This is a genomic window from Proteiniphilum sp., assembly GCF_040307845.1.
Classification (GTDB): domain Bacteria; phylum Bacteroidota; class Bacteroidia; order Bacteroidales; family Dysgonomonadaceae; genus Proteiniphilum.
The window spans coordinates 40,394-59,885 of record NZ_JAWRIS010000030.1 but is presented as its reverse complement, the minus strand read 5'-3'; the positions used below and the strand labels follow the sequence as shown (position 1 = coordinate 59,885).

Genomic DNA, 19,492 nt, shown 5'->3' with positions numbered 1-19,492 from the left:
CGTGCGCAAAATGAAGGCAGGAAAGAATAAATAAACTAAAATTAAAATGACCCCGTCGGCCAGGACTTATACGGGGCAATATAGAAAATTTTTAGAGGGTCAACGACGACTTGGCGAACGGGGTCACTGCGCTATGGATTTTCCACCCAATCCCTCAAAAGTAAAATTATCGATTAACTCTTTAACAATGGGCTTCAGTTTATTCTCAAAATAGACTTCCAAGTCATTTTTATTTTCTTTCAAATGTCTTGCTTTCGTCTTAAAATTAAAATCTGAATTTTCCGACATTTCGAATAATTCCCAGTACATACGGGTTCCATCGTTCCTATTTTCTGAAGTTTCCGCATAGTACTCAAGTAAATCAATTGCACTGTAGAGTAAACTTAGTGCATCAAAGAATAGTTTTGCTAAATCTTCTTCTACCTCTGTAATTGTTGGTTTCATAATTGTGGATTTTAAATTATTAGCTATCCAATTATATACGATTCACTTCTTTATCTCCAATCATTCGGTTTTTGCATCTGTAAATATACAGATATAATTGTATATCTACAATAAGCACAATAGGCATAACTGTATATTTAATCTTTATTAATACAGATATGTCTATATATTGTGATTTCTAACATTATTTTTGCATAAAAAGATGAAAATTAAATGAGAATTAAAGAACTAATTAGAGAAAAAGGGTATACTCAAAAAGAGTTTGCCGATAAACTCGGAATAACACTAAGTGCACTTAATCAGCGCATCGATGGTAATCCTTCTATAGCCAAACTTCAAGAAATAGCGGATCATTTAGGAGTAGAATTGCATGAACTGTTTATATCAAAAGAGAGTCCTGATTTTATTGCTATGGTTAGCTATAAGGATGAAATAAAAAAATTCAACTCGGTAAAAAGTTTGAAAAAGTTTTTAGATAAAATATAGGAAAGAAAAAAAGCCCAATCATGAAATCAGGGCTATTTTCCTTGGAAATATTTCAATTTTCATTTATTTTTGTTGACAGTCATTCATAAAAACATCAAACGATGATCAGACCTTATATTTTAGCGGAATCCAATTGGAAGTCGATTAAGGGTGCCGCTTTTGACCTGGCAATATTGCCGTGGGGCGCTACCGAAGCGCACAATTATCACTTACCTTACGCAACAGACAATATCCTGGCGGAGAACATCGCGGCCGAAGCAGCCCGGATTGCATGGGAGAAAGGTGTAAGACCGGTCGTGCTACCCACCCTTCCGTTCGGTGTAAATACCGGACAATTGGATATCCGTTTAGATATGAATATCTATCCCAGCACCCAATTGATCATACTGAATGATATTGTGGAAAATCTCAACCGGCACGGTATCAAAAAACTGGTTATTCTTAACAGCCATGGAGGAAATGATTTCAAGATTATGGCACGTGAACTGGGAGCAAAATACCCGGATATGTTTATCTCCGTATGCAATTGGTTCCAGTGGAAAGGTAGAGATGATTTCTTCGAACACAAAGGCGATCATGCCGATGAGATGGAGACCAGCCTGATATTGTACCTCAGGCCGGAGTTGGTACTTCCTCTCGAAGAGGCAGGTGAAGGCAAAGAGAAGAAACATAAGATCGAAGCCTTACGACAAGGATGGTTTTGGGCCGAACGCCACTGGTCGCAAGTGACGGAAGACACTGGCATTGGCAATCCCAAGGCGTCGACCGCAGAAAAAGGGAAGCGATTCTTCGAAACCATTACCGAAAAAATTGCTGCTGTCTTGCTGGAATTATCCCAAATGGATATCAATGATATGTACGAGTAAACACAACCATATTGTAAGGAGGATAAAAGAACAACATGGAATTTTAAAACAGTTTTCGGACAATATTGAAGTGTAATTTTTTAAATATTTACTAAAACCTTTTACATTTGGATAAGATAGGATGCGCTTCGGAAATCTTTTGATAGTAAACTCTCACGATTTCTCTCAGCTTTCACTATCTTTGTCGACGATATGAAATTTATCCCGACTTTTCACAATTAAACAATCTCTGATGGTTAAATTCTCAAAGCCCTTTTGGGTTGCTAATTTTGTAGAACTTCTCGAGCGTTTGGCATATTATGCCGTTTTTATAGTCATTACACTTTATTTGTCTAATGTATGGGGCTTCTCCGATATCGAAGCGGGTGTGATCGCAGGTTTGTTTTCAGCATTGCTTTATCTGCTACCTGTCTTTGCCGGCGCCATAGCCGATAAGATCGGGTTTCGTTCCGCCATCATTTTGGCTTTTTCATTACTGACAGTAGGGTATGCCGGACTGGGAATTCTCCCGACAATGCTTGAGAATGCGGGATTGGTTAATTATGATATGACCACCACCTATACAGGGTTGAATGAGAGTTATTTGAGATGGTCCATTATTGCCCCGCTGATACTGGTTGTTATCGGAGGATCGTTCATTAAATCGGTAATATCGGGTACGGTAGCGCGTGAAACCACGCCGGAAAACCGGGCCCGTGGCTATTCAATCTTCTATATGATGGTGAATATCGGCGCTTTCACCGGTAAGACGGTAGTCGATCCGCTGAGAAGGAGTATGGGCGACCAGGGATTGGTCTACCTGAATTACTTTTCGGCAGCGATGACTCTCCTTGCATTGATCGCGGTTTATTTCTTTTATAAATCAGCCAAGACCGAAGGAAAAGGAAAAAGTTTTGCCGAATTGGGGCGGTCGCTGGGAAAAGTGATGCTGAACGGGCGATTGATGTTGCTGATATTGATTGTAAGTGGCTTCTGGGTTATACAAAGCCAGATGTACGCCACCATGCCTAAATATGTGATACGGTTGATCGGGGAGGGAGCATCACCCGGATGGTATGCCAATGTGAACCCCTTAGTGGTTTTTGTATGTGTCAATTTTGTCACTTCAATCATGAAGAAACGGAATGCCATCACCTCTATGATGATAGGAATGTTCATTATCCCATTGTCTGCCTTGGCAATGTCCTTTGGCACACAGATAGGAGCGGCTAATATACTGGGCATGCACCCTGTGGCATTTATGATGATCATTGGCATCGCCATGCAGGCAGTGGCAGAATGTTTTATTTCACCCCGTTACCTGGAATATTTTTCGCTTCAGGCACCTAAGGGCGAAGAAGGGCTTTATCTGGGATTCAGCCATCTGCACTCATTTTTTTCTTTCCTGCTTGCTTTCGGGCTCTCGGGATTCCTGCTGGATAAATATTGTCCCGACCCACGGCTGTTCATCAATGAGGAGGGGGTGCTCGATGTCGTCGCCTACGCTGCCGCTACCCAAAACGCACACTATATCTGGTATGTTTTCGTTGGAATTGGTGCTGTTTCGGCCATAGCGCTCGTCCTCTATACTGGCATTACACGTAAACTGGATAGGAGAAGAGAAGGCGCGTTATAATATACAAGGAGGATATGATTAGCTTTTTTAAAAAATAAAGAGATATGAGATTAGATTTAAGTTCACACATTACCTTTGAGAGGGTTCCCAAAAAGTATTACAGGCCCGAAAATGATTTCGAGGAATATAACCTGTCGCGTTTCGAGAAATTGCCGGTAGCCATTTTTGAGGAATCGGGAAGAGCGGCAAAAAAAGTTGCGAAGGATATCGTCAACGAGATGAAAGCAAAGCAGAAGGAAGGCAAACCCTTTGTGTTGGGAATCAGTGGGGGGAATTCTCCGATACCTGTCTATGACGAGCTGGTGAGATTGCATAAAGAGGAAGGCGTCAGTTTTAGCAACACGATCGCTTTTAACACCTATGAATTTTATCCGGTACTTGATTTCACCTATAGCAACCTACAGATGCTGAAGGAGAATTTTCTGGATCAGGTAGATATTGCACCGGAAAATATTTTTTCTCCCGATGCTACCGTAGAGAAGGACCTGATAGCCGAAAACTGCGAGGCGTTCGAGCAAAGCCTGAAGAAAGCAGGTGGACTCGATTATCTGCTGTTGGGGTTAGGGAGTAAAGGGAATGTGGGATTCAATATGCCCGGTAGCAGCCTCCATTCGGAAACCCGCCTGGTAATGCTCGACGGTGATTCCAGGAAAGATATCTCCCGTAACTTCGGCTCGCTCGACAAGGTGCCGGTAAGCGCCATCACCATGGGGCTGTCTGATATGATGGATGCCAAAAAGATCTCATTGGTGGCCTGGAGTGAACAAAAAGCTCCCAGTGTCAAGGAAATTGTGGAAGGTGCGGTAACTGACTTGGTCCCCGGTTCTTTGTTGCAGACACACCCTGAATCTAAAGTGTTTGTGGATTTGGCGGCCGCTTCTGAGCTGACACGTATCAGTCGTCCCTGGTTAGTGACCAATTGCGAATGGACCAGCAAACTGATCCGCCGCGCTATCGTCTGGCTCTGCGGGGTAGTAGACAAACCTATCCTCAAGCTGACAAACAAAGATTATAGCGATAACGGATTGAGTGAACTCATCACATTATACGGATCGGCCTATAATGTGAATATCAAGATATTCAATGACCTGCAGCATACCATCACCGGTTGGCCGGGAGGAAAACCGGACGCCGATGATACTTATCGTCCTGAAAGGGCAAAACCCTACCCCAAAAGAGTGGTTATTTTCAGCCCGCATCCCGATGACGATGTGATTTCCATGGGGGGTACATTCCAGAGGCTCGTCAACCAGGGGCATGAGGTACATGTGGCTTACCAGACCTCAGGGAATATTGCCGTGGGCGATGAAGAGGTGATCCGTTATATTTCCGTGCTGAACAGTATGCGTAAGAAATTCAATCCTGAAAACACTGGATTACTGGAAAAATATGAGAGTATCCGCCGCTATCTTTTGCATGAAAAATCGAAGGATGATGTGGATACGCCCGATATTCTTTTCATTAAAGGCAGGATTCGTCGTGAAGAGGCCCGTTCGGCCGACAGATATGTGGGACTTCCGGAAAAGAATGTACATTTCCTTGATCTCCCTTTCTACGAAACCGGTAAGATTAAGAAGAATCCCATATCGGAGAGAGATGTCAATATTGTAAAAGATTTTATTGAAACCATCAAACCGCACCAGATCTATGTGGCGGGCGACCTCGCCGATCCGCACGGAACGCATAAGGTTTGTCTTGATGCCATCCTGGCAGCGATAGACCTGATGAAAGAGGATGACTGGTACAAAGATTGTCGGGTATGGATGTACCGCGGCGCATGGATGGAGTGGGAGATAGACCATATAGAAATGGCAGTACCCCTCTCTCCCGAAGAACTGCGACAAAAGAGGAATGCTATCCTCAAACATCAATCGCAAATGGAAAGCGCTCCTTTCCTCGGAGATGATGAGAGATTGTTCTGGCAACGTTCGGAAGAACGGAACAGGGCAACGGCAGATATGTACTGGGAGTTGGGGCTGGCCTCCTACGAAGCTATAGAGGCGTTCGTCGAGTATATTCCCGTCCAATAGTCTCCGACCTGATAAAATGATCCCGGCACCCGGAGACAGGAGTGATCTGTTCCGGATGTCGGGGTTTTATTTTAAAATTAACCGACGATTGTATGCATAAATTCAAAAAAAATTTGTATATTGTGTGCCTGTTTTGAATTAATAAATGTCAAAGGAGAAATTTCATATCGAATTCCTGATGGGAAATGCTACCCAGAGCAGTTTGTGGCGAATGATCAGTCAGATTGACGGTCTTTCGGAATGGTTTGCAGATGAGGTGACAATGGATGAAACGGAGACCATCTACAAATTCATATGGGGAAAAACCGATAATGAAGCACGGATAATTAATAAGAAACCACAATCAAATATCCGCTACAAGTGGCTCGACGAGGAAGAGGAAGAACTCTATTTCGAATTCCTGTTGCGTAAACTTGATCTTTCAGGTGCTATGACACTTGAAATAACCGATTTTGCCGAACCCGACGAAAAAGGAGATGCCATAGCATTATGGGAATTCCAGGTTGATGAAATGAAAAGGAGACTGGGAATCTGACACGATTTCTCTCATTTTTCACTATCTTTAGATAAGATAGGATGCGCCTCGGTAATCTTTTGAGCGCAAACTCTCTCGATTTCTCTCAGCTTTCACTATCTTTGTCGTAAAATTAAACGACTCTTTTTTTGTCCATTTTTTAATGAGAAGATTTTTCCACATAAAGCGGCTATACAGCTATATCCTCACCACCTATATCCCGCTTCTCCTGATGACTTTTGCGATATGCCTATTTTTGGTATTGATGCAATTTTTGTGGAAATACGTGGAGGATATGGTCGGTAAAGGACTTGAGATAAGTGTGCTCGCAGAAATGTTTTTCTATGCTGCCCTCACTTTTGTTCCTATGGCGCTGCCATTGGCGATACTGCTGGCCTCCCTGATGATGTTCGGAAATATGGGTGAAAGCCTCGAATTACTGGCAGTGAAAGCGGCCGGTGTGCCGTTGTTGACAGCCATGAAACCGCTCACTATCCTCATTGTGGCTATCTCAATCGGTGCCTTTTTTTATCAGAACGATGTGATGCCGAAAATAGCAGCCAAGAATTATTCGCTGCTCATCTCTATCCGGCAGGCTTCACCGGAGCTCGAAATTCCCGAAGGGGTCTTTTATAAGGATATTCCCAATTATAATCTCTATGTAGGAAAAAAGGATCAGAAAACGGGAACGTTGCACAATGTATTGATCTATGATATAGAAAACGGATTCAACAGTATGGCTGTGATTGTCTGTGACTCTGCCAAGATGAGTATGACCGACGACAAGAAGATGCTTCTCTTCACGATGTATAACGGGCAGCAGTTTAGCAACTTTGACCAGGGCAGTTCTTCCTCTTCGCGTTATAACAATGATTTCGTTCCATACGCGCGGGAAAGCTTCGATACAAAGACCATGATGATCGATTATGATGCCAACTTCAACCGTATGGGAGAAGATGTGATTGAAGGAAGCTCGACCAGTAATTATGTATCTAAAAACTTATCGCAACTGGGTGCCTCCATCGACTCCATGTCCCTGATCATGGACAGCGTGAACCGGGTGGACAGGAAGACGATGAAGAACTATTCCTACCTCTCTTTCCGGAACGGTTATCCTGCAGGAAAGAAAGATTCACTGATTGCTGCCGCAAGGCTTACACCTGTTGATGTACCCGCTCCTGACACACTGGTCCGTTCAAAACCGCTGAATGATCAATCCGCCATCTTGCAGAATGCTTTCATGAAAGCGGATAATAACAGTAACGAGTTTATATTCAGGTCGCTCAATAAAACTACCACACAAAAAACTATCAACCGTCATTGGATAGAATTGCACCGGAAATTCACCATTCCGTTCACTTGCCTGATATTCTTTTTTATCGGGGCTCCGTTGGGTTCTATTGTGAGGAAAGGAGGACTGGGAACACCCATCGTTATTTCGGTGATCATGTTCATTATCTATTATATCGTGGATAATGTAGGATATAAAATGACCCGTGACGGTGTCTGGGCACACTGGTTCGGTATGTGGTTCAGTTCGTTCATCCTGTTGCCCATAGGGGTGTTCCTCACTTATAAGGCAATCAACGATTCGGTGATCATGAACGCCGATACTTATGTCAATTTCTTTAAAAGAATCTTTTTTATTCGTGAGACAAGAAAATACCCGGTGAAAAGTGTCATCATTGAAAAGCCGGACTATAATGAGATATCCCGGTCATTATCGGAGCTATCGCAGAAAATAGATCTCTTCCTTGAGAGATATGGCCATCTATCTTATAGAGATTATTGGATGGATACCAGCTACAACAAGGAGTTGCGTTCTATCAGAAGCTCCATGGAGATATCATTGAACAGCCTGTCAAATTCAAACAGACTGGAGGTATTATCCAAAGCAGAAGAGTATCCTGTACTATTCAATATAGTGAGGATTTTCGAAACCGGTTCACTCCCGGCTAAAATCTGTATGTACTTTTTTCCCGCAGGTATTATTATCAGACTTCTTTCTGTTCCCTTTGAATGGACAATCAGGAAAGACCTGAAATATATTCAACAGTTGAATGGAGAGTTGATACCTATTTTACACGGCATTCATGGGCCGGAAACTGTAGCTTTAGCATAAAACAATCCTATATATAATGCAAGAAAAAATTCAATTACATACCATCGATGAGGCGATTGAAGAGATTCGCAAAGGCAACTTTATTATAGTGGTCGACGATGAAGACCGTGAAAATGAGGGCGATCTTATTATTGCGGCAGAACATATTACTCCGGAGAAGATTAACTTTCTGGAAACCCATGCGCGAGGGCTCATCTGCGCGCCTATCACAAAAGAGCGTGCCGAGGAACTGGACTTGCCCATGATGGTTTCACACAATACATCCATACATTCCACTCCTTTTACCGTCTCCGTCGATCTGCTTACCCATGGTTGTACTACCGGTATCTCGGCCTACGACAGGGCCCAGACTATCCTGGCCCTGACCCGTAAAGAAACAGCGCCCGAAGATTTTGGCCGTCCCGGACATATCTTTCCCCTTCGTGCACAAACCAAAGGGGTACTGCGTCGCGCGGGACATACCGAAGCAACAATCGACTTTGCCCGCCTGGCAGGACTCTTCCCGGCCGGTGCCCTGGCCGAGATAAAAAATGAGGACGGCTCTATGGCCCGCCTTCCGGAACTGATGGAGATGTCCCGGAAATTCAACCTGAAGATCGTTTCCGTAGCCGACCTGATAAAATACAGGCTCCAGACGGAATCGTTGATAGAAAGGGGGGAAGCGGTGAGACTGCCTACCGAATATGGTGAGTTCACCATGATACCGTTCCTACAGAAAGCTACCGGCCAGGAGCATGTAGCACTTATCAAAGGGGAATGGCTGGAAGATGAGCCTGTGCTGGTACGTGTACACTCCTCCTGTATGACCGGCGATATTTTCGGGTCGATGCGCTGTGAATGTGGTGAACAACTTCACAAAGCATTGCAACTCATTGAAAAAGAAGGAAAAGGAGTCCTTGTATACCTGAATCAGGAAGGAAGGGGAATCGGACTGATGGCAAAAGCGGCGGCTTACAAATTGCAGGAACAGGGACTCGATACCGTGGATGCCAACCTCCACCTCGGTTACCAGGCCGATGAACGGGATTACGGTGTAGGGGCGCAGATACTGCGCAGTCTGGAAGTAAAAAAAATGCGACTGATGACCAATAACCCTACCAAACGCGTAGGACTGGAATCATACGGACTGGAAGTAGTGGAAAACGTGCCGCTCGAAATTACCCCCAATAAGTATAACCATTTTTATATGGAGACCAAAAAGAATAGAATGGGTCATGTGCTACGTAGTGTAAAGTAGTTCGATAGTTATTCGCTTCGCTGTTATTCGATCGTTATTCATGCTTCGCATGTTATTTCCCGCTTTGCGGGATAGTGCAACAGAACAACAACAGAATGTTTGCGATAAGCGAGTACAGAGGAAAAACTTGTTTTAACTATGTAGAGCGTAGCAAACAACTAAATTTATGAAATAAATTTGAATAACAACTGAACAATATGTACGGAAAAATGCAACAACACCTGCAAGATGAACTGAAATCAATCGAAGAGGCCGGACTTTACAAAAAGGAACGGATCATTGTTTCGCCGCAAAAAGCTGAAATAAAAGTACAAACGGGACAACAGGTCCTCAATTTCTGTGCCAATAACTATCTGGGATTATCCGATCATCCGCGACTCATCGACGCGGCAAAACGGGCTCTCGACGAACGGGGTTACGGCATGTCGTCGGTACGTTTCATCTGCGGAACCCAGGATTATCACAAGGAACTGGAGGCGACCATCAGCCGCTTCTTCAAAACCGAAGACACCATCCTTTATGCTGCCTGTTTCGACGCTAACGGAGGGTTGTTCGAACCGCTCTTCACCGATGAAGATGCTATCATCTCCGATGCATTGAACCATGCATCCATTATCGACGGGGTGCGTCTCTGCAAGGCTCAACGCTACCGCTATGCCAATGCCGACATGGACGATCTGGAAGAGAAACTGAAACAGGCGCAAGCCCAACGCTTCCGCATTATTGTCACTGACGGCGTCTTTTCAATGGATGGCAACGTAGCACCGCTCGACAAGATTATGGAGCTGGCGGAGAAATACGATGCACTGGTGATGGTGGACGAAAGCCACTCAGCTGGCGTAGTAGGCCAGACAGGGAAAGGTGTATCCGAACTGTATAATGTAATGGGCAATGTGGATGTGATTACCGGAACATTGGGCAAAGCCTTTGGAGGAGCCATCGGCGGATTTACCACCGGACGCAGGGAAATCATCGACATGTTGCGCCAACGATCGCGACCCTATCTCTTCTCCAACTCTATTCCTCCCTTAGTGGCGGCATCGGGTATAGAGGCATTTACCCTGTTGCAGGAATCCAACGAGTTGCAGGACAAGCTTCATGAGAATGTGGACTATTTTGTGGCCAGGATGAAGGAAGCCAATTTCGATATAAAACCGACCCAATCGGCCATCTGCGCCGTAATGCTCTACGATGCCAAACTCTCGCAGGAATTTGCCGCAGAACTGTTGGACGAAGGTATCTATGTGACCGGATTCTACTACCCTGTCGTACCCAAAGGGGAAGCACGTATCCGTGTACAGCTCTCCGCAGGCCACGAACGCACACATCTCGATAAAGCCGTCGCCGCGTTCATCAAAGTTGGGAAAAAACTTAAAATAATTTCTTAATGAGCCAATATGCCAATGTTTCAATGAGACTAATCTACTGGTTATAATAGTCTTGAATCTTGGTTCTAAAAATCTTGACTCTAACAGTCTTTACTCTTTATTCTTTATTCTTTATTCTATCAAAAATGAAAGCATTAGTCAAATTACGTCCTGAAAAAGGAATCTGGATGCAGGAAGTACCCGTCCCGACAATCGGAGTAAACGATGTACTTATCAAAATCAAAAAAACATCGATATGTGGTACCGACCTCCACATTTACAAATGGGACGACTGGTCCCGGAAAACTATTAAAACGCCTATGACTATCGGACACGAATATGTCGGTGAGATCGTGGATATGGGTAGCGGCGTAGAGAACCTGAAAGTGGGTGACCGGGTAACCGGTGAAGGACATATTGCCTGCGGCCACTGCCGCAATTGCCGCCGTGGCAAGCTGCATGTCTGTGAGAATACCATTGGCGTGGGTGTAAACCGTGACGGCGCTTTCGCCGAATACCTCTCCTTGCCGGCTGCTAACGTGGTGAAACTTGATCCGCGGATTCCCGATGAGATCGCCTCTATCATGGATCCGTTCGGCAACGCCACACATACCGCCCTCTCTTTCCCGCTCATCGCCGAAGATGTGCTGATTACCGGTGCAGGACTCATCGGTAGCATGGCGACCGCCATCTGCCGTTTTGCCGGTGCCCGTTATATCGTGGTAAGTGACCTGAGTGAATATAGGCTGGAGATTGCCCGGAAGATGGGAGCAACGCTTACAGTGAATATTTCAAAGGGCGAAACAATCGCACAGGCCGTGGAGAAATTAGGAATGCGCGGTTTCGACGTGGGGTTGGAAATGTCGGGGTCTCCCGCCGGATTCAGGGAAATGATTGACAATATGTACAACGGGTCCAAGATATCGCTATTGGGCATTCTACCTAATAACACGATGGTAGACTGGAACGAGATCATCTTCAAGGCGCTTACCCTGAAAGGAATTTACGGCCGTGAGATGTGGGAGACATGGTACCAGATGGAACAGATGATCATTTCCGGATTGGACCTGAGTCCTATCATCACCCACCGTTTCGGGGTTGATGATTTCCAAAAGGGATTCGACGTGATGGAAGAAGGACAATGTGGTAAGGTGATCCTGAACTGGGAATCATGATCAGGATCTGAAAAATTTGACAGTCTTATCTAATTTATCAATGGCTTTGCCGAACAAATTTATTGGTTTTAATGAAGGGAGCTCTTTTCCGGGGCTCTCTTCTTTTTCTTCTTCATGCGGGTCTGGAAGTACCTTATAATCGTCAATCAATTCGATATTCTTTACAACCCATTGATTGGCCGTCGTCACTTCTTCAAGGAGCAGTTTCATCTGGTCGGCTGCGATCTTCATCAATCCACTTTGTAATGCGGCTTTTTTTACCTGCTCTTTTGCCAGGCTCTGGATCTGTTGAAGGTCTTTTCTGCCGATCACATTGAACAGGTCATCTTCGAAATAATAATAATTGAAATCACAGTCAACGGAAAGAATTTCAGGTTTGGGAAAATCCATCAGCCGTATCTCTTTATTTTCTTCATCGACCTCCCATACACACTTTTTTATGTCATAACCTATCAGCACCTGCGCACGCACAATGACCAACGCCTTTTTGGTAGAAGGAATAAACTTCAGCAACTTTTTTGTGTTCTCATAATTATATATCTCGTTGAGTTGTCCTTCGGCCACTACGATCTTGAAAACCCGTTTTATGCCTTCAACAACTGTATGGGAGGTGGTGACGGTACCCGATCGGGCTTTGCGCATATTCCAGAGCAGAAACATCAGCCCCGCAATTACAATGCCGGTGAGCAGTCCAAAGACCAGGATACCCAATATATTCCCGCTTCCGGCGTATGTGGGCCTGAAAAATGTCCGGTAAAGAAATCCTGCAATTAATAATAGAAGAATGATAACTGTTATTAAACCTGCTCTTTTTATGATCTTTTTTGTCATACGTATAAATCTTCGTGATAGAACACAAAAATAAGAATAAAGGTTTGATAAATATAGAGGCTGAGGATGAAATACCCAAAAAGATGAAATATGAAAAATTATCGTTAATTTTGTAGCCTCAAAAAAGAATTTGAGCGAAAGCAAAAGCCGAAACTATATGAAACAACTTGTTATCTTACGTCATGGCAAAGCCGAACAGGATACAATGTCCAAAGATGATTACGATCGCGTTCTTACTGACCGCGGTATCAGGAATGCCTCCGACATGGGAAAGTTTATTCTGAAAAAATGGGGCGTACCCGACCTGATCCTCTCTTCGTCTGCAAGACGTGCACATGATACCGCCATACTGGCTGCACAAAGCCTCAGCTATCCGCAGGAAGAAATTAAAACCGACCAGAATCTTTATTTCGCTCCTTCCCGTTGGATACTGAATGTAATTTCCAAATTGCCTGACGAGGTCAATCGTTGCCTCTATGTGGGACATAACCCCGGTGTGACAGACCTGGTCAACGACCTGGGTATACGTATCGACAATCTCCCCACCGCATCGGCCACATGCTTTGAATTCCACATCGACTCCTGGGTAGACATCTCTACCGACAAGGCGGTTTTCCTTTGGCTGAAACAAGCCAAGGAACTCTGACCAGAAGCCTCAGAACAGAAATTGAGTCGCCCGATTGGTCGGGATCATATATTTCTGAACAGTAACCAGGCAATCAGCAGGGTAAGTACGATATTGAACCCCTGTGCCGTAAGGAACGACCAGATGTATTTGGCATTTTCTTTCCTGAAGATATAACGGAAGTCGGTCTCTAAACCGATACATACAAATGCCAATGAGAAAAGCAGTCCGCGTGCACCTTTGTTTGCCACTCGCGACAACTCTTTACCGGTCTCGGCATCAAAGGCAAAACTGAAGACCAAAGAAGCGATCAGGAAACCAAGTACAAATTTAGGAAACCTCTCCCAAAGCACACTCCCGGAAGGACGGATATCGCTGTTGGTACCCTTGTATGACCAATAAATGGAAATGGCGAATGCGGCAACGCCCAGCAACACATTCTGTGCCGATTTGATGATCACACTGTATTGCTCGGCCGTTTCCCCGATAAATTTCCCTGAGGCAACCACAGCGGCAGTCGTGTCAATGGTACCACCCAGCCAGGCACCGGCGATCTCCTCGCTCAACCCCATCCATTTTGCCAGGTAGGGTAGGAGATACATCATCGGGATAGCTACAATAAGCACCAGCGAGATCACAAAGGAAAGCTTCTTGGGATCACCTTTAATGGCACCACTGGTGGCGATGGCAGCAGAAACCCCGCAGATAGAGACCGAACTCGATAACAACATCGACATCTCCGGGTCTATCCTGAATGCCCTGGTAGATATCCAGAAGCTGAAATACCAGACCGAGAGCACCACAATGATACCTTGCACCATACCGAGTGCTCCGGCCCGCATGATCTCATTGAAAAGAATGGAACTACCCAGAATTACCAGGCCTGCCTTAATGTAATACTCACTCTTCACTGCGGGAGCCAACCATTTCGGTAATCCTACCGTATTACGGATAAGCAGCCCAATGAGTACGGCAAAAAAGACTGACTCCAGTCCGATCGTCTTAATAGGACTGAGACCGGCAATGTATTCCGCTAACCAGGCCAGTGCGTAAACTACCACAAACGAAAGTACGAAACCGCCTTTGTCTTTATTTCCCATAAACAGATACCCCAGATAAGCCAGTATGGCTATCACAAGCGACATCTGCACATAATTCTTCATCACCGACGGCAAAAGAATTACCAGTACAAGGATAACTCCACCAATAAGCGTGGAGACCCAATCTTCACTTTTCAATGTTTTCAGCATGTGTATATTTCTTATCGAACAATAGATTTGCAGACAAAATTATAAATAATTTACAAATAATAAAGAGAAATAGCCATTTTCTTTCCTGCCCCGACATGGTTTAATCGCCTCAAACCCGCTGTTGGTCGATAAAATAGGCGGGTTGATCTATTTCTTTTGTATAACCTTCGTATCTGTGCTATTTTTGCTGCAAATTATGATCACCATAGGCATGATGTCTTGGTTCTTGACTCTAAATTTTAATTGTATGAAGAAGATTTGTTTTTTGGTTATGGCTGTTTTACTCCCTACATTCTCTTTCATGATGCAGGCGCAGACCACCAGTTCCATCTCGGGAAAGTTAATAGAAAAAGAATCGGAAGAACCGGTGCCGATGGCCAATATCCGTATACTCCAGCAGGCTGATAGCAGTTTTGTTACGGGAAAAGCATCCGATGAGAAAGGATTGTTTTCCATACCGGTAAAGAACGGATCTTATATCGTACATATCTCATACATCGGATATCACGACATATTCAGGAATGTGCAAGTGACTTCAGCCGCTCCAAATGTAAAGTTGGGTAATATCGGGCTGGAGAATGACAATATCCTGCTTTCGGAGACTGTAGTCACTGCCAAAGCGCCGGAAATTGCCGTAAGGGGAGATACGCTGGAGTATAATGCCGATTCTTATAAAGTGACGGAGAGCGCTGTGGTGGAAGACCTCCTGAAGAAAATGCCGGGAGTGGAAATCAGCAGCGAGGGAAAGATCACCGTAAATGGGAAGGAGATCACCAAAATATTGGTCGATGGAGAGGAATTTTTCAGTGATGACCCTAAAGTAGCTTCTAAAAATCTTCCGGCCAAAATGGTGGAAAAGCTGCAAGTCCTGGAGAGAAAAACAGAAATGGCGCAGATGACCGGATTCGATGATGGTGAGGAAGAGAATGTGATCAACCTGCTGGTACGTCCCGGCATGAAGGAGGGACTGTTCGGAAATGCTTTCGCCGGCTATGGCAGTAAAGACCGGTATGAGGCCAACGGTATGGTCAATTATATGAAAGATAAAGACCAGTATACCTTTCTTGGAGGTATAAACAATACCAATAACGCCGGGTTTTCCGATCTGGCCGGGGCCATGTTCGGCAATATGGGTGGTCGCGGCGGCCGGGGTCGGATGTTCGGGGGAACAGATGGTATATCCACTTCATTGAATTTGGGGGGGAATTTCAGTACCCAACTCTCTTCCAGGTTCAAGATAGGGGGTAACGTGCGCTACGGATCTACCGATACCGACGTGCATTCGGATGTATTCACGCAGAATATCCTTAGTGCGGGAAACACCCTGGAAAATGAAAGCAACCGTTCCAACAGCAAGAGCCGGAATTTTAATATGGATCTCAGGATGGAGTGGAATCCGGATGATGCCACCACCATTATTTTCCGACCGAATGTGTCTTTTTACAGTAACGACCGCAACGAAGAGGGGAACTTTCATACCCGTAATGAGCTGTCGGGCGATACCATTAATCATGGTGATTCGAAGTATTTCTCGGAAGGGGACGGCAAAAATTATGGTGGAAACCTGGACATAAGCCGTAAACTCGGGAAAGAGGGACGAGTCTTAAGCGCTCAGATACGCGCCAACAGAAGTGAGTCAGACAACAGCGGTTCCAGCGTTTCCAGTACTTTCTACAACGGGACACGCCCCGATGATCTTATCGATCAACGCTTCACGAACACAAGCGACAACACCTCCTGGCGGGCATATATTTCTTATGTGGAACCGATCGGTAGAAATAATTTCCTTCAGTTGGCATACGAATACAGCCAGAATGTATCGGAATCGGACAAGGATACACGTACCCAGGATGAATCTGGACAATACACCGTACTCGATTCACTCTATAGCAAACGGTTGGAAAATAACTTCAGAAATCAGGAAATTGAGTTGAATTTCAAGGCCGTGAGAGAGAACTACGATTATATGTTGGGTGTGTCGATGGAGCCCTCCAGTTCCCGAAGTAAAACGTTCATCGGAACAGACATGATACACGATACCAAACAAAATGTGCTCAATTTTGCTCCTATGGCACAACTCAACTATCGTTGGAGCCGTACGCATAATCTTCGCCTGCGATATTTCGGGCGTACCGAACAACCATCGGTCACACAACTTTCACCGGTGATAGACGTCTCTGACCCGCTCAATATACGATATGGCAATCCGGACCTGAAACCCTCTTTCCAGCATCGGTTCAATATACGATATCAACGTTCGAATCCTGAAAAAGCCAGTTCAATGATGGCCTTCGTAAATGGAGGATTTACGACAAACGATATTGTGTCGGCTACTATCACCGATGTGACTACCGGACGTAAAGAAACCACATACCAGAACGTATCGGGAAACTGGAATGCAGACGGACGCCTGATCTTCAATGTACCGTTGAAAAATATTAAATTCTCCATCTCCTCGATGTCGTTCGCAAGGTATAACCAGGGATACGGATATTCTAAATCGATTGCCGGCGAAGATGAATCAAATGAGTTCACCGATGAGGATAAAAATACGAGCAGACAGCTATCATTGGCTGAATCGCTGGGGTTGAACTACCGTTCAGACCTGTTCGACTTCTCTATCCGCGGTAATGTCAATTTCAACAATGTAACCAACAGCCTTGAAGGACAGATCGACCAGCAATATTTCAACTATGGTGGAAGTGCTACTACTGCCATCTATCTGCCGTGGGACCTGACACTGGAAAGCGATATCAATTACGCCACCAACTCAGGCTATGCTGACGGCTTCGAGCAAAACGAATGGCTGTGGAACGCTTCCCTACAGAAAACATTGTTTAAACAAAAGAGCGGCACCATCCGTTTTAAGATATATGATATCCTGCAACAACGCAGTAATATCAACAGGAGTGTAACTTCCAACTATATACAGGACACAACTACCAATACACTCACGAGTTATTTCATGGTGCATTTCGTATACCGGTTCAATATCTTTAAGGGAGGTGCTTCGCGTGAAGATATGATGCCGCAGAGAAGAGGCTTTGGCGGACCGGGCGGACCGGGTGGTCCTGGTGGACCTGGTGGTCCTATTTAACACGACGATATAAATATCAGGACAATGGAGCAACAATTAAAATCAAAGCACAAAGAAAAACGGAATAATGTGCTGATGCATATCCTACTGTGGGGGGTGATTTTCATTCTCCCCTACTTTTTTATGGATTCCGAACGTATCTTTAATTGGCAGTGGTTCATCCGTTCGCTCCCGGAGATGTTGGGATTCATGCTGGTGTTTTACCTGAACTATTTCCTGCTGATCGACAAACTCCTCTATAAAGGTAAGACCAAACAGTTTATCATTTATAACTTGCTGCTTGTCGTGGCGGTAGCATTCCTGATACATTACGGGCGAGGTCTGCTCGAAACAGTCATGCCGGAGCTGAGACCACGAAGGCGTATGAGGAAGGGCGGACTCAATATGCAACTCCAGTTCTTGGTGCGTAATTCTACTTCGTTGTTGTTAATGACGGGATTGAGTGTGGCGTTAAAAATGACTACGCGTTGGTTTGAAGTGGACAATGAACGCAAAGAGCTGGCAAAAGCAAAATCGGAGGCCGAGCTGCAAAACCTCAAAAACCAGATCAACCCCCATTTCCTGCTCAATACACTGAACAATATCTATGCACTGATAGAATTCGACCCACCCAAGGCACAACAAGCGGTGATGGACCTGAGCAAGATGCTACGGCACCTGCTTTACGAAAATAACCAGACTTTCGTGCCCCTCCGACAGGAAGCTACATTCATGCGTAATTACATAGAACTGATGCGGATACGTCTTCCCGACAATGTGAAACTGACGACCGACTTCTCCTATTCCGAATCGGGAAATACGCTTATTTCTCCTTTAATTTTTATATCTTTGATAGAAAATGCGTTCAAGCATGGCATCAGTGGGGATAAACCTTCATTTATCGATATCTCGCTCAGGGAACATCCCGACGGGAAAGTGGAATTCGTCTCCCGGAACAGCTATTTCCCGAAATCAGGATCTGATAAGAGCGGAAGCGGTATCGGCCTCGAATTAGTGGAGAAGAAGCTGGAATTGCTTTATCCCGGTAATTATCAATGGAAGACCTCCATGGATGAGAATGTGTATTCAACCATGCTTTTGATCGACACAAAACAAACAACCGATGATACTCAATTGTTGGATCGTAGATGATGAACCACTGGCCTTGTCGCTTCTGGAGTCATATGTACAGAAGACCTCTTTTTTGCGATTGACAGGTAAATACAGCAATGCCCTGTCGGCCATGAAACATCTGGCGGAAGAGAAGGTAGACCTTATTTTCCTCGATATTCAAATGCCGGAAGTGAATGGGATGGAGTTTGCGCGCATCATCAATGACCACACCCGCATCATCTTTACCACCGCTTTCAGCGAATATGCCCTGGAAGGGTATAAGGTAAGTGCGCTCGATTACCTGCTGAAGCCTTTTTCGTTTGCCGATTTCCTTACCGCCGCCAAAAAGGCGTTAAACTGGTTCGAAATGACCGAGAAGAAGCCGGCCACCGAAGCGGTGCAAGAGAATTCGGGTATCTTTGTGAAATCCGATTACAAACTTCTGCATGTATTGTTTGACGATATCCTCTATATCGAAGGACTGAAAGATTATGTGAAAATATATACCGAAGGTCAGCCAAAACCCATATTGTCGCTGATAAGCCTCAAATCACTGGAAGAAGACCTGCCCCCGGATCGTTTTATGCGCGTACACCGTTCCTATATCATTCACAAGAATAAGATATCGAGTATCAATAAAAAGCGCATCATCATCGGAGAAAAACAAATCCCGATGGGAGACACTTACCGTAAACAGTTCCTCGCGTTAATTGGACAGTAATTTCATGGCAACTTTAACTC

The 19,492-nt window shown here is 44.8% G+C and carries 16 protein-coding genes; 13 read left to right on the top strand and 3 right to left on the bottom strand.

Features of this window, described 5'->3' with window-relative positions:
• Positions 1-123: 123 nt before the first annotated feature.
• Positions 124-444, bottom strand: a complete 321-nt coding sequence (locus tag ABV001_RS07640; RefSeq protein WP_352422238.1) for a hypothetical protein — start codon at positions 442-444, stop codon at positions 124-126.
• Positions 445-657: 213 nt separating this feature from the next.
• Here ABV001_RS07640 and ABV001_RS07635 point away from each other — a divergent pair, with 213 nt between their 5' ends.
• From ABV001_RS07635 to tdh, 9 genes are all read left to right on the top strand, one after another.
• Entirely contained in the window at positions 658-930 is a 273-nt protein-coding gene (locus ABV001_RS07635; protein ID WP_352422237.1) for a helix-turn-helix domain-containing protein, read from the top strand.
• A gap of 101 nt (positions 931-1,031) precedes the next feature.
• Positions 1,032-1,796, top strand: a complete 765-nt coding sequence (locus tag ABV001_RS07630; protein WP_352422236.1) for a creatininase family protein — start codon at positions 1,032-1,034, stop codon at positions 1,794-1,796.
• 232 nt (positions 1,797-2,028) lie between these two features.
• Positions 2,029-3,411: an MFS transporter gene (locus tag ABV001_RS07625; protein ID WP_352422235.1), complete on the top strand. Its 1,383-nt coding sequence runs from the start codon at positions 2,029-2,031 to the stop codon at positions 3,409-3,411.
• 44 nt (positions 3,412-3,455) lie between these two features.
• Positions 3,456-5,441, top strand: a complete 1,986-nt coding sequence (locus tag ABV001_RS07620; RefSeq protein WP_352422234.1) for a glucosamine-6-phosphate deaminase — start codon at positions 3,456-3,458, stop codon at positions 5,439-5,441.
• A 145-nt stretch (positions 5,442-5,586) separates the two neighbouring features.
• Entirely contained in the window at positions 5,587-5,976 is a 390-nt protein-coding gene (locus tag ABV001_RS07615) for an START-like domain-containing protein (RefSeq protein WP_323423095.1), read from the top strand.
• Positions 5,977-6,118: 142 nt separating this feature from the next.
• Positions 6,119-8,077 (top strand): LptF/LptG family permease, encoded by a 1,959-nt coding sequence (locus tag ABV001_RS07610; RefSeq protein WP_352422233.1) that lies wholly within the window; start codon positions 6,119-6,121, stop codon positions 8,075-8,077.
• A gap of 16 nt (positions 8,078-8,093) precedes the next feature.
• Positions 8,094-9,314 (top strand): bifunctional 3,4-dihydroxy-2-butanone-4-phosphate synthase/GTP cyclohydrolase II, encoded by a 1,221-nt coding sequence (locus ABV001_RS07605; RefSeq protein ID WP_352422232.1) that lies wholly within the window; start codon positions 8,094-8,096, stop codon positions 9,312-9,314.
• Between the two features lie 197 nt (positions 9,315-9,511).
• A complete protein-coding gene (gene kbl, locus ABV001_RS07600; protein WP_352422231.1) occupies positions 9,512-10,702 on the top strand; it encodes a glycine C-acetyltransferase in 1,191 nt (396 codons plus the stop codon).
• 125 nt (positions 10,703-10,827) lie between these two features.
• Positions 10,828-11,856: an L-threonine 3-dehydrogenase gene (gene tdh / locus ABV001_RS07595; RefSeq protein WP_352422230.1), complete on the top strand. Its 1,029-nt coding sequence runs from the start codon at positions 10,828-10,830 to the stop codon at positions 11,854-11,856.
• On the opposite strand, the gene ABV001_RS07590 is transcribed toward tdh, so the two are convergent.
• Positions 11,857-12,687: a DUF4230 domain-containing protein gene (locus ABV001_RS07590; protein WP_352422229.1), complete on the bottom strand. Its 831-nt coding sequence runs from the start codon at positions 12,685-12,687 to the stop codon at positions 11,857-11,859.
• Positions 12,688-12,844: 157 nt separating this feature from the next.
• Between ABV001_RS07590 and ABV001_RS07585 the strand changes: the two genes are divergently transcribed.
• Positions 12,845-13,333 (top strand): SixA phosphatase family protein, encoded by a 489-nt coding sequence (locus tag ABV001_RS07585; protein WP_352422228.1) that lies wholly within the window; start codon positions 12,845-12,847, stop codon positions 13,331-13,333.
• A gap of 44 nt (positions 13,334-13,377) precedes the next feature.
• Here the strand turns inward: ABV001_RS07585 and ABV001_RS07580 are convergent, their stop codons facing one another.
• Positions 13,378-14,562, bottom strand: coding sequence for a YeiH family protein (locus tag ABV001_RS07580; RefSeq protein ID WP_352422227.1), 1,185 nt, complete (start codon positions 14,560-14,562; stop codon positions 13,378-13,380).
• A gap of 247 nt (positions 14,563-14,809) precedes the next feature.
• Between ABV001_RS07580 and ABV001_RS07575 the strand changes: the two genes are divergently transcribed.
• The 3 genes from ABV001_RS07575 to ABV001_RS07565 are packed head-to-tail and all read left to right on the top strand — an operon-like array spanning position 14,810 to position 19,472.
• A complete protein-coding gene (locus ABV001_RS07575; protein WP_352422226.1) occupies positions 14,810-17,659 on the top strand; it encodes an outer membrane beta-barrel protein in 2,850 nt (949 codons plus the stop codon).
• Between the two features lie 24 nt (positions 17,660-17,683).
• Positions 17,684-18,790 carry a sensor histidine kinase gene (locus ABV001_RS07570; protein WP_352422225.1) on the top strand — a complete coding sequence of 369 codons (1,107 nt, stop codon included), beginning with the start codon at positions 17,684-17,686 and terminating at the stop codon, positions 18,788-18,790.
• Positions 18,762-19,472, top strand: a complete 711-nt coding sequence (locus ABV001_RS07565; RefSeq protein ID WP_352422224.1) for a LytR/AlgR family response regulator transcription factor — start codon at positions 18,762-18,764, stop codon at positions 19,470-19,472. Before ABV001_RS07570 ends, ABV001_RS07565 begins: the two co-directional genes overlap by 29 nt.
• Positions 19,473-19,492 lie beyond the last annotated feature (20 nt).

Coding starts and splice junctions, on each gene's coding strand:
- ABV001_RS07640 (WP_352422238.1), bottom strand. CDS start 444: ATGAAACCAACAATTACAGAGGTAGAAGAAGATTTAGCAAAACTATTC.
- ABV001_RS07635 (WP_352422237.1), top strand. CDS start 658: ATGAGAATTAAAGAACTAATTAGAGAAAAAGGGTATACTCAAAAAGAG.
- ABV001_RS07630 (WP_352422236.1), top strand. CDS start 1,032: ATGATCAGACCTTATATTTTAGCGGAATCCAATTGGAAGTCGATTAAG.
- ABV001_RS07625 (WP_352422235.1), top strand. CDS start 2,029: ATGGTTAAATTCTCAAAGCCCTTTTGGGTTGCTAATTTTGTAGAACTT.
- ABV001_RS07620 (WP_352422234.1), top strand. CDS start 3,456: ATGAGATTAGATTTAAGTTCACACATTACCTTTGAGAGGGTTCCCAAA.
- ABV001_RS07615 (WP_323423095.1), top strand. CDS start 5,587: ATGTCAAAGGAGAAATTTCATATCGAATTCCTGATGGGAAATGCTACC.
- ABV001_RS07610 (WP_352422233.1), top strand. CDS start 6,119: ATGAGAAGATTTTTCCACATAAAGCGGCTATACAGCTATATCCTCACC.
- ABV001_RS07605 (WP_352422232.1), top strand. CDS start 8,094: ATGCAAGAAAAAATTCAATTACATACCATCGATGAGGCGATTGAAGAG.
- kbl (WP_352422231.1), top strand. CDS start 9,512: ATGTACGGAAAAATGCAACAACACCTGCAAGATGAACTGAAATCAATC.
- tdh (WP_352422230.1), top strand. CDS start 10,828: ATGAAAGCATTAGTCAAATTACGTCCTGAAAAAGGAATCTGGATGCAG.
- ABV001_RS07590 (WP_352422229.1), bottom strand. CDS start 12,687: ATGACAAAAAAGATCATAAAAAGAGCAGGTTTAATAACAGTTATCATT.
- ABV001_RS07585 (WP_352422228.1), top strand. CDS start 12,845: ATGAAACAACTTGTTATCTTACGTCATGGCAAAGCCGAACAGGATACA.
- ABV001_RS07580 (WP_352422227.1), bottom strand. CDS start 14,562: ATGCTGAAAACATTGAAAAGTGAAGATTGGGTCTCCACGCTTATTGGT.
- ABV001_RS07575 (WP_352422226.1), top strand. CDS start 14,810: ATGAAGAAGATTTGTTTTTTGGTTATGGCTGTTTTACTCCCTACATTC.
- ABV001_RS07570 (WP_352422225.1), top strand. CDS start 17,684: ATGGAGCAACAATTAAAATCAAAGCACAAAGAAAAACGGAATAATGTG.
- ABV001_RS07565 (WP_352422224.1), top strand. CDS start 18,762: ATGATACTCAATTGTTGGATCGTAGATGATGAACCACTGGCCTTGTCG.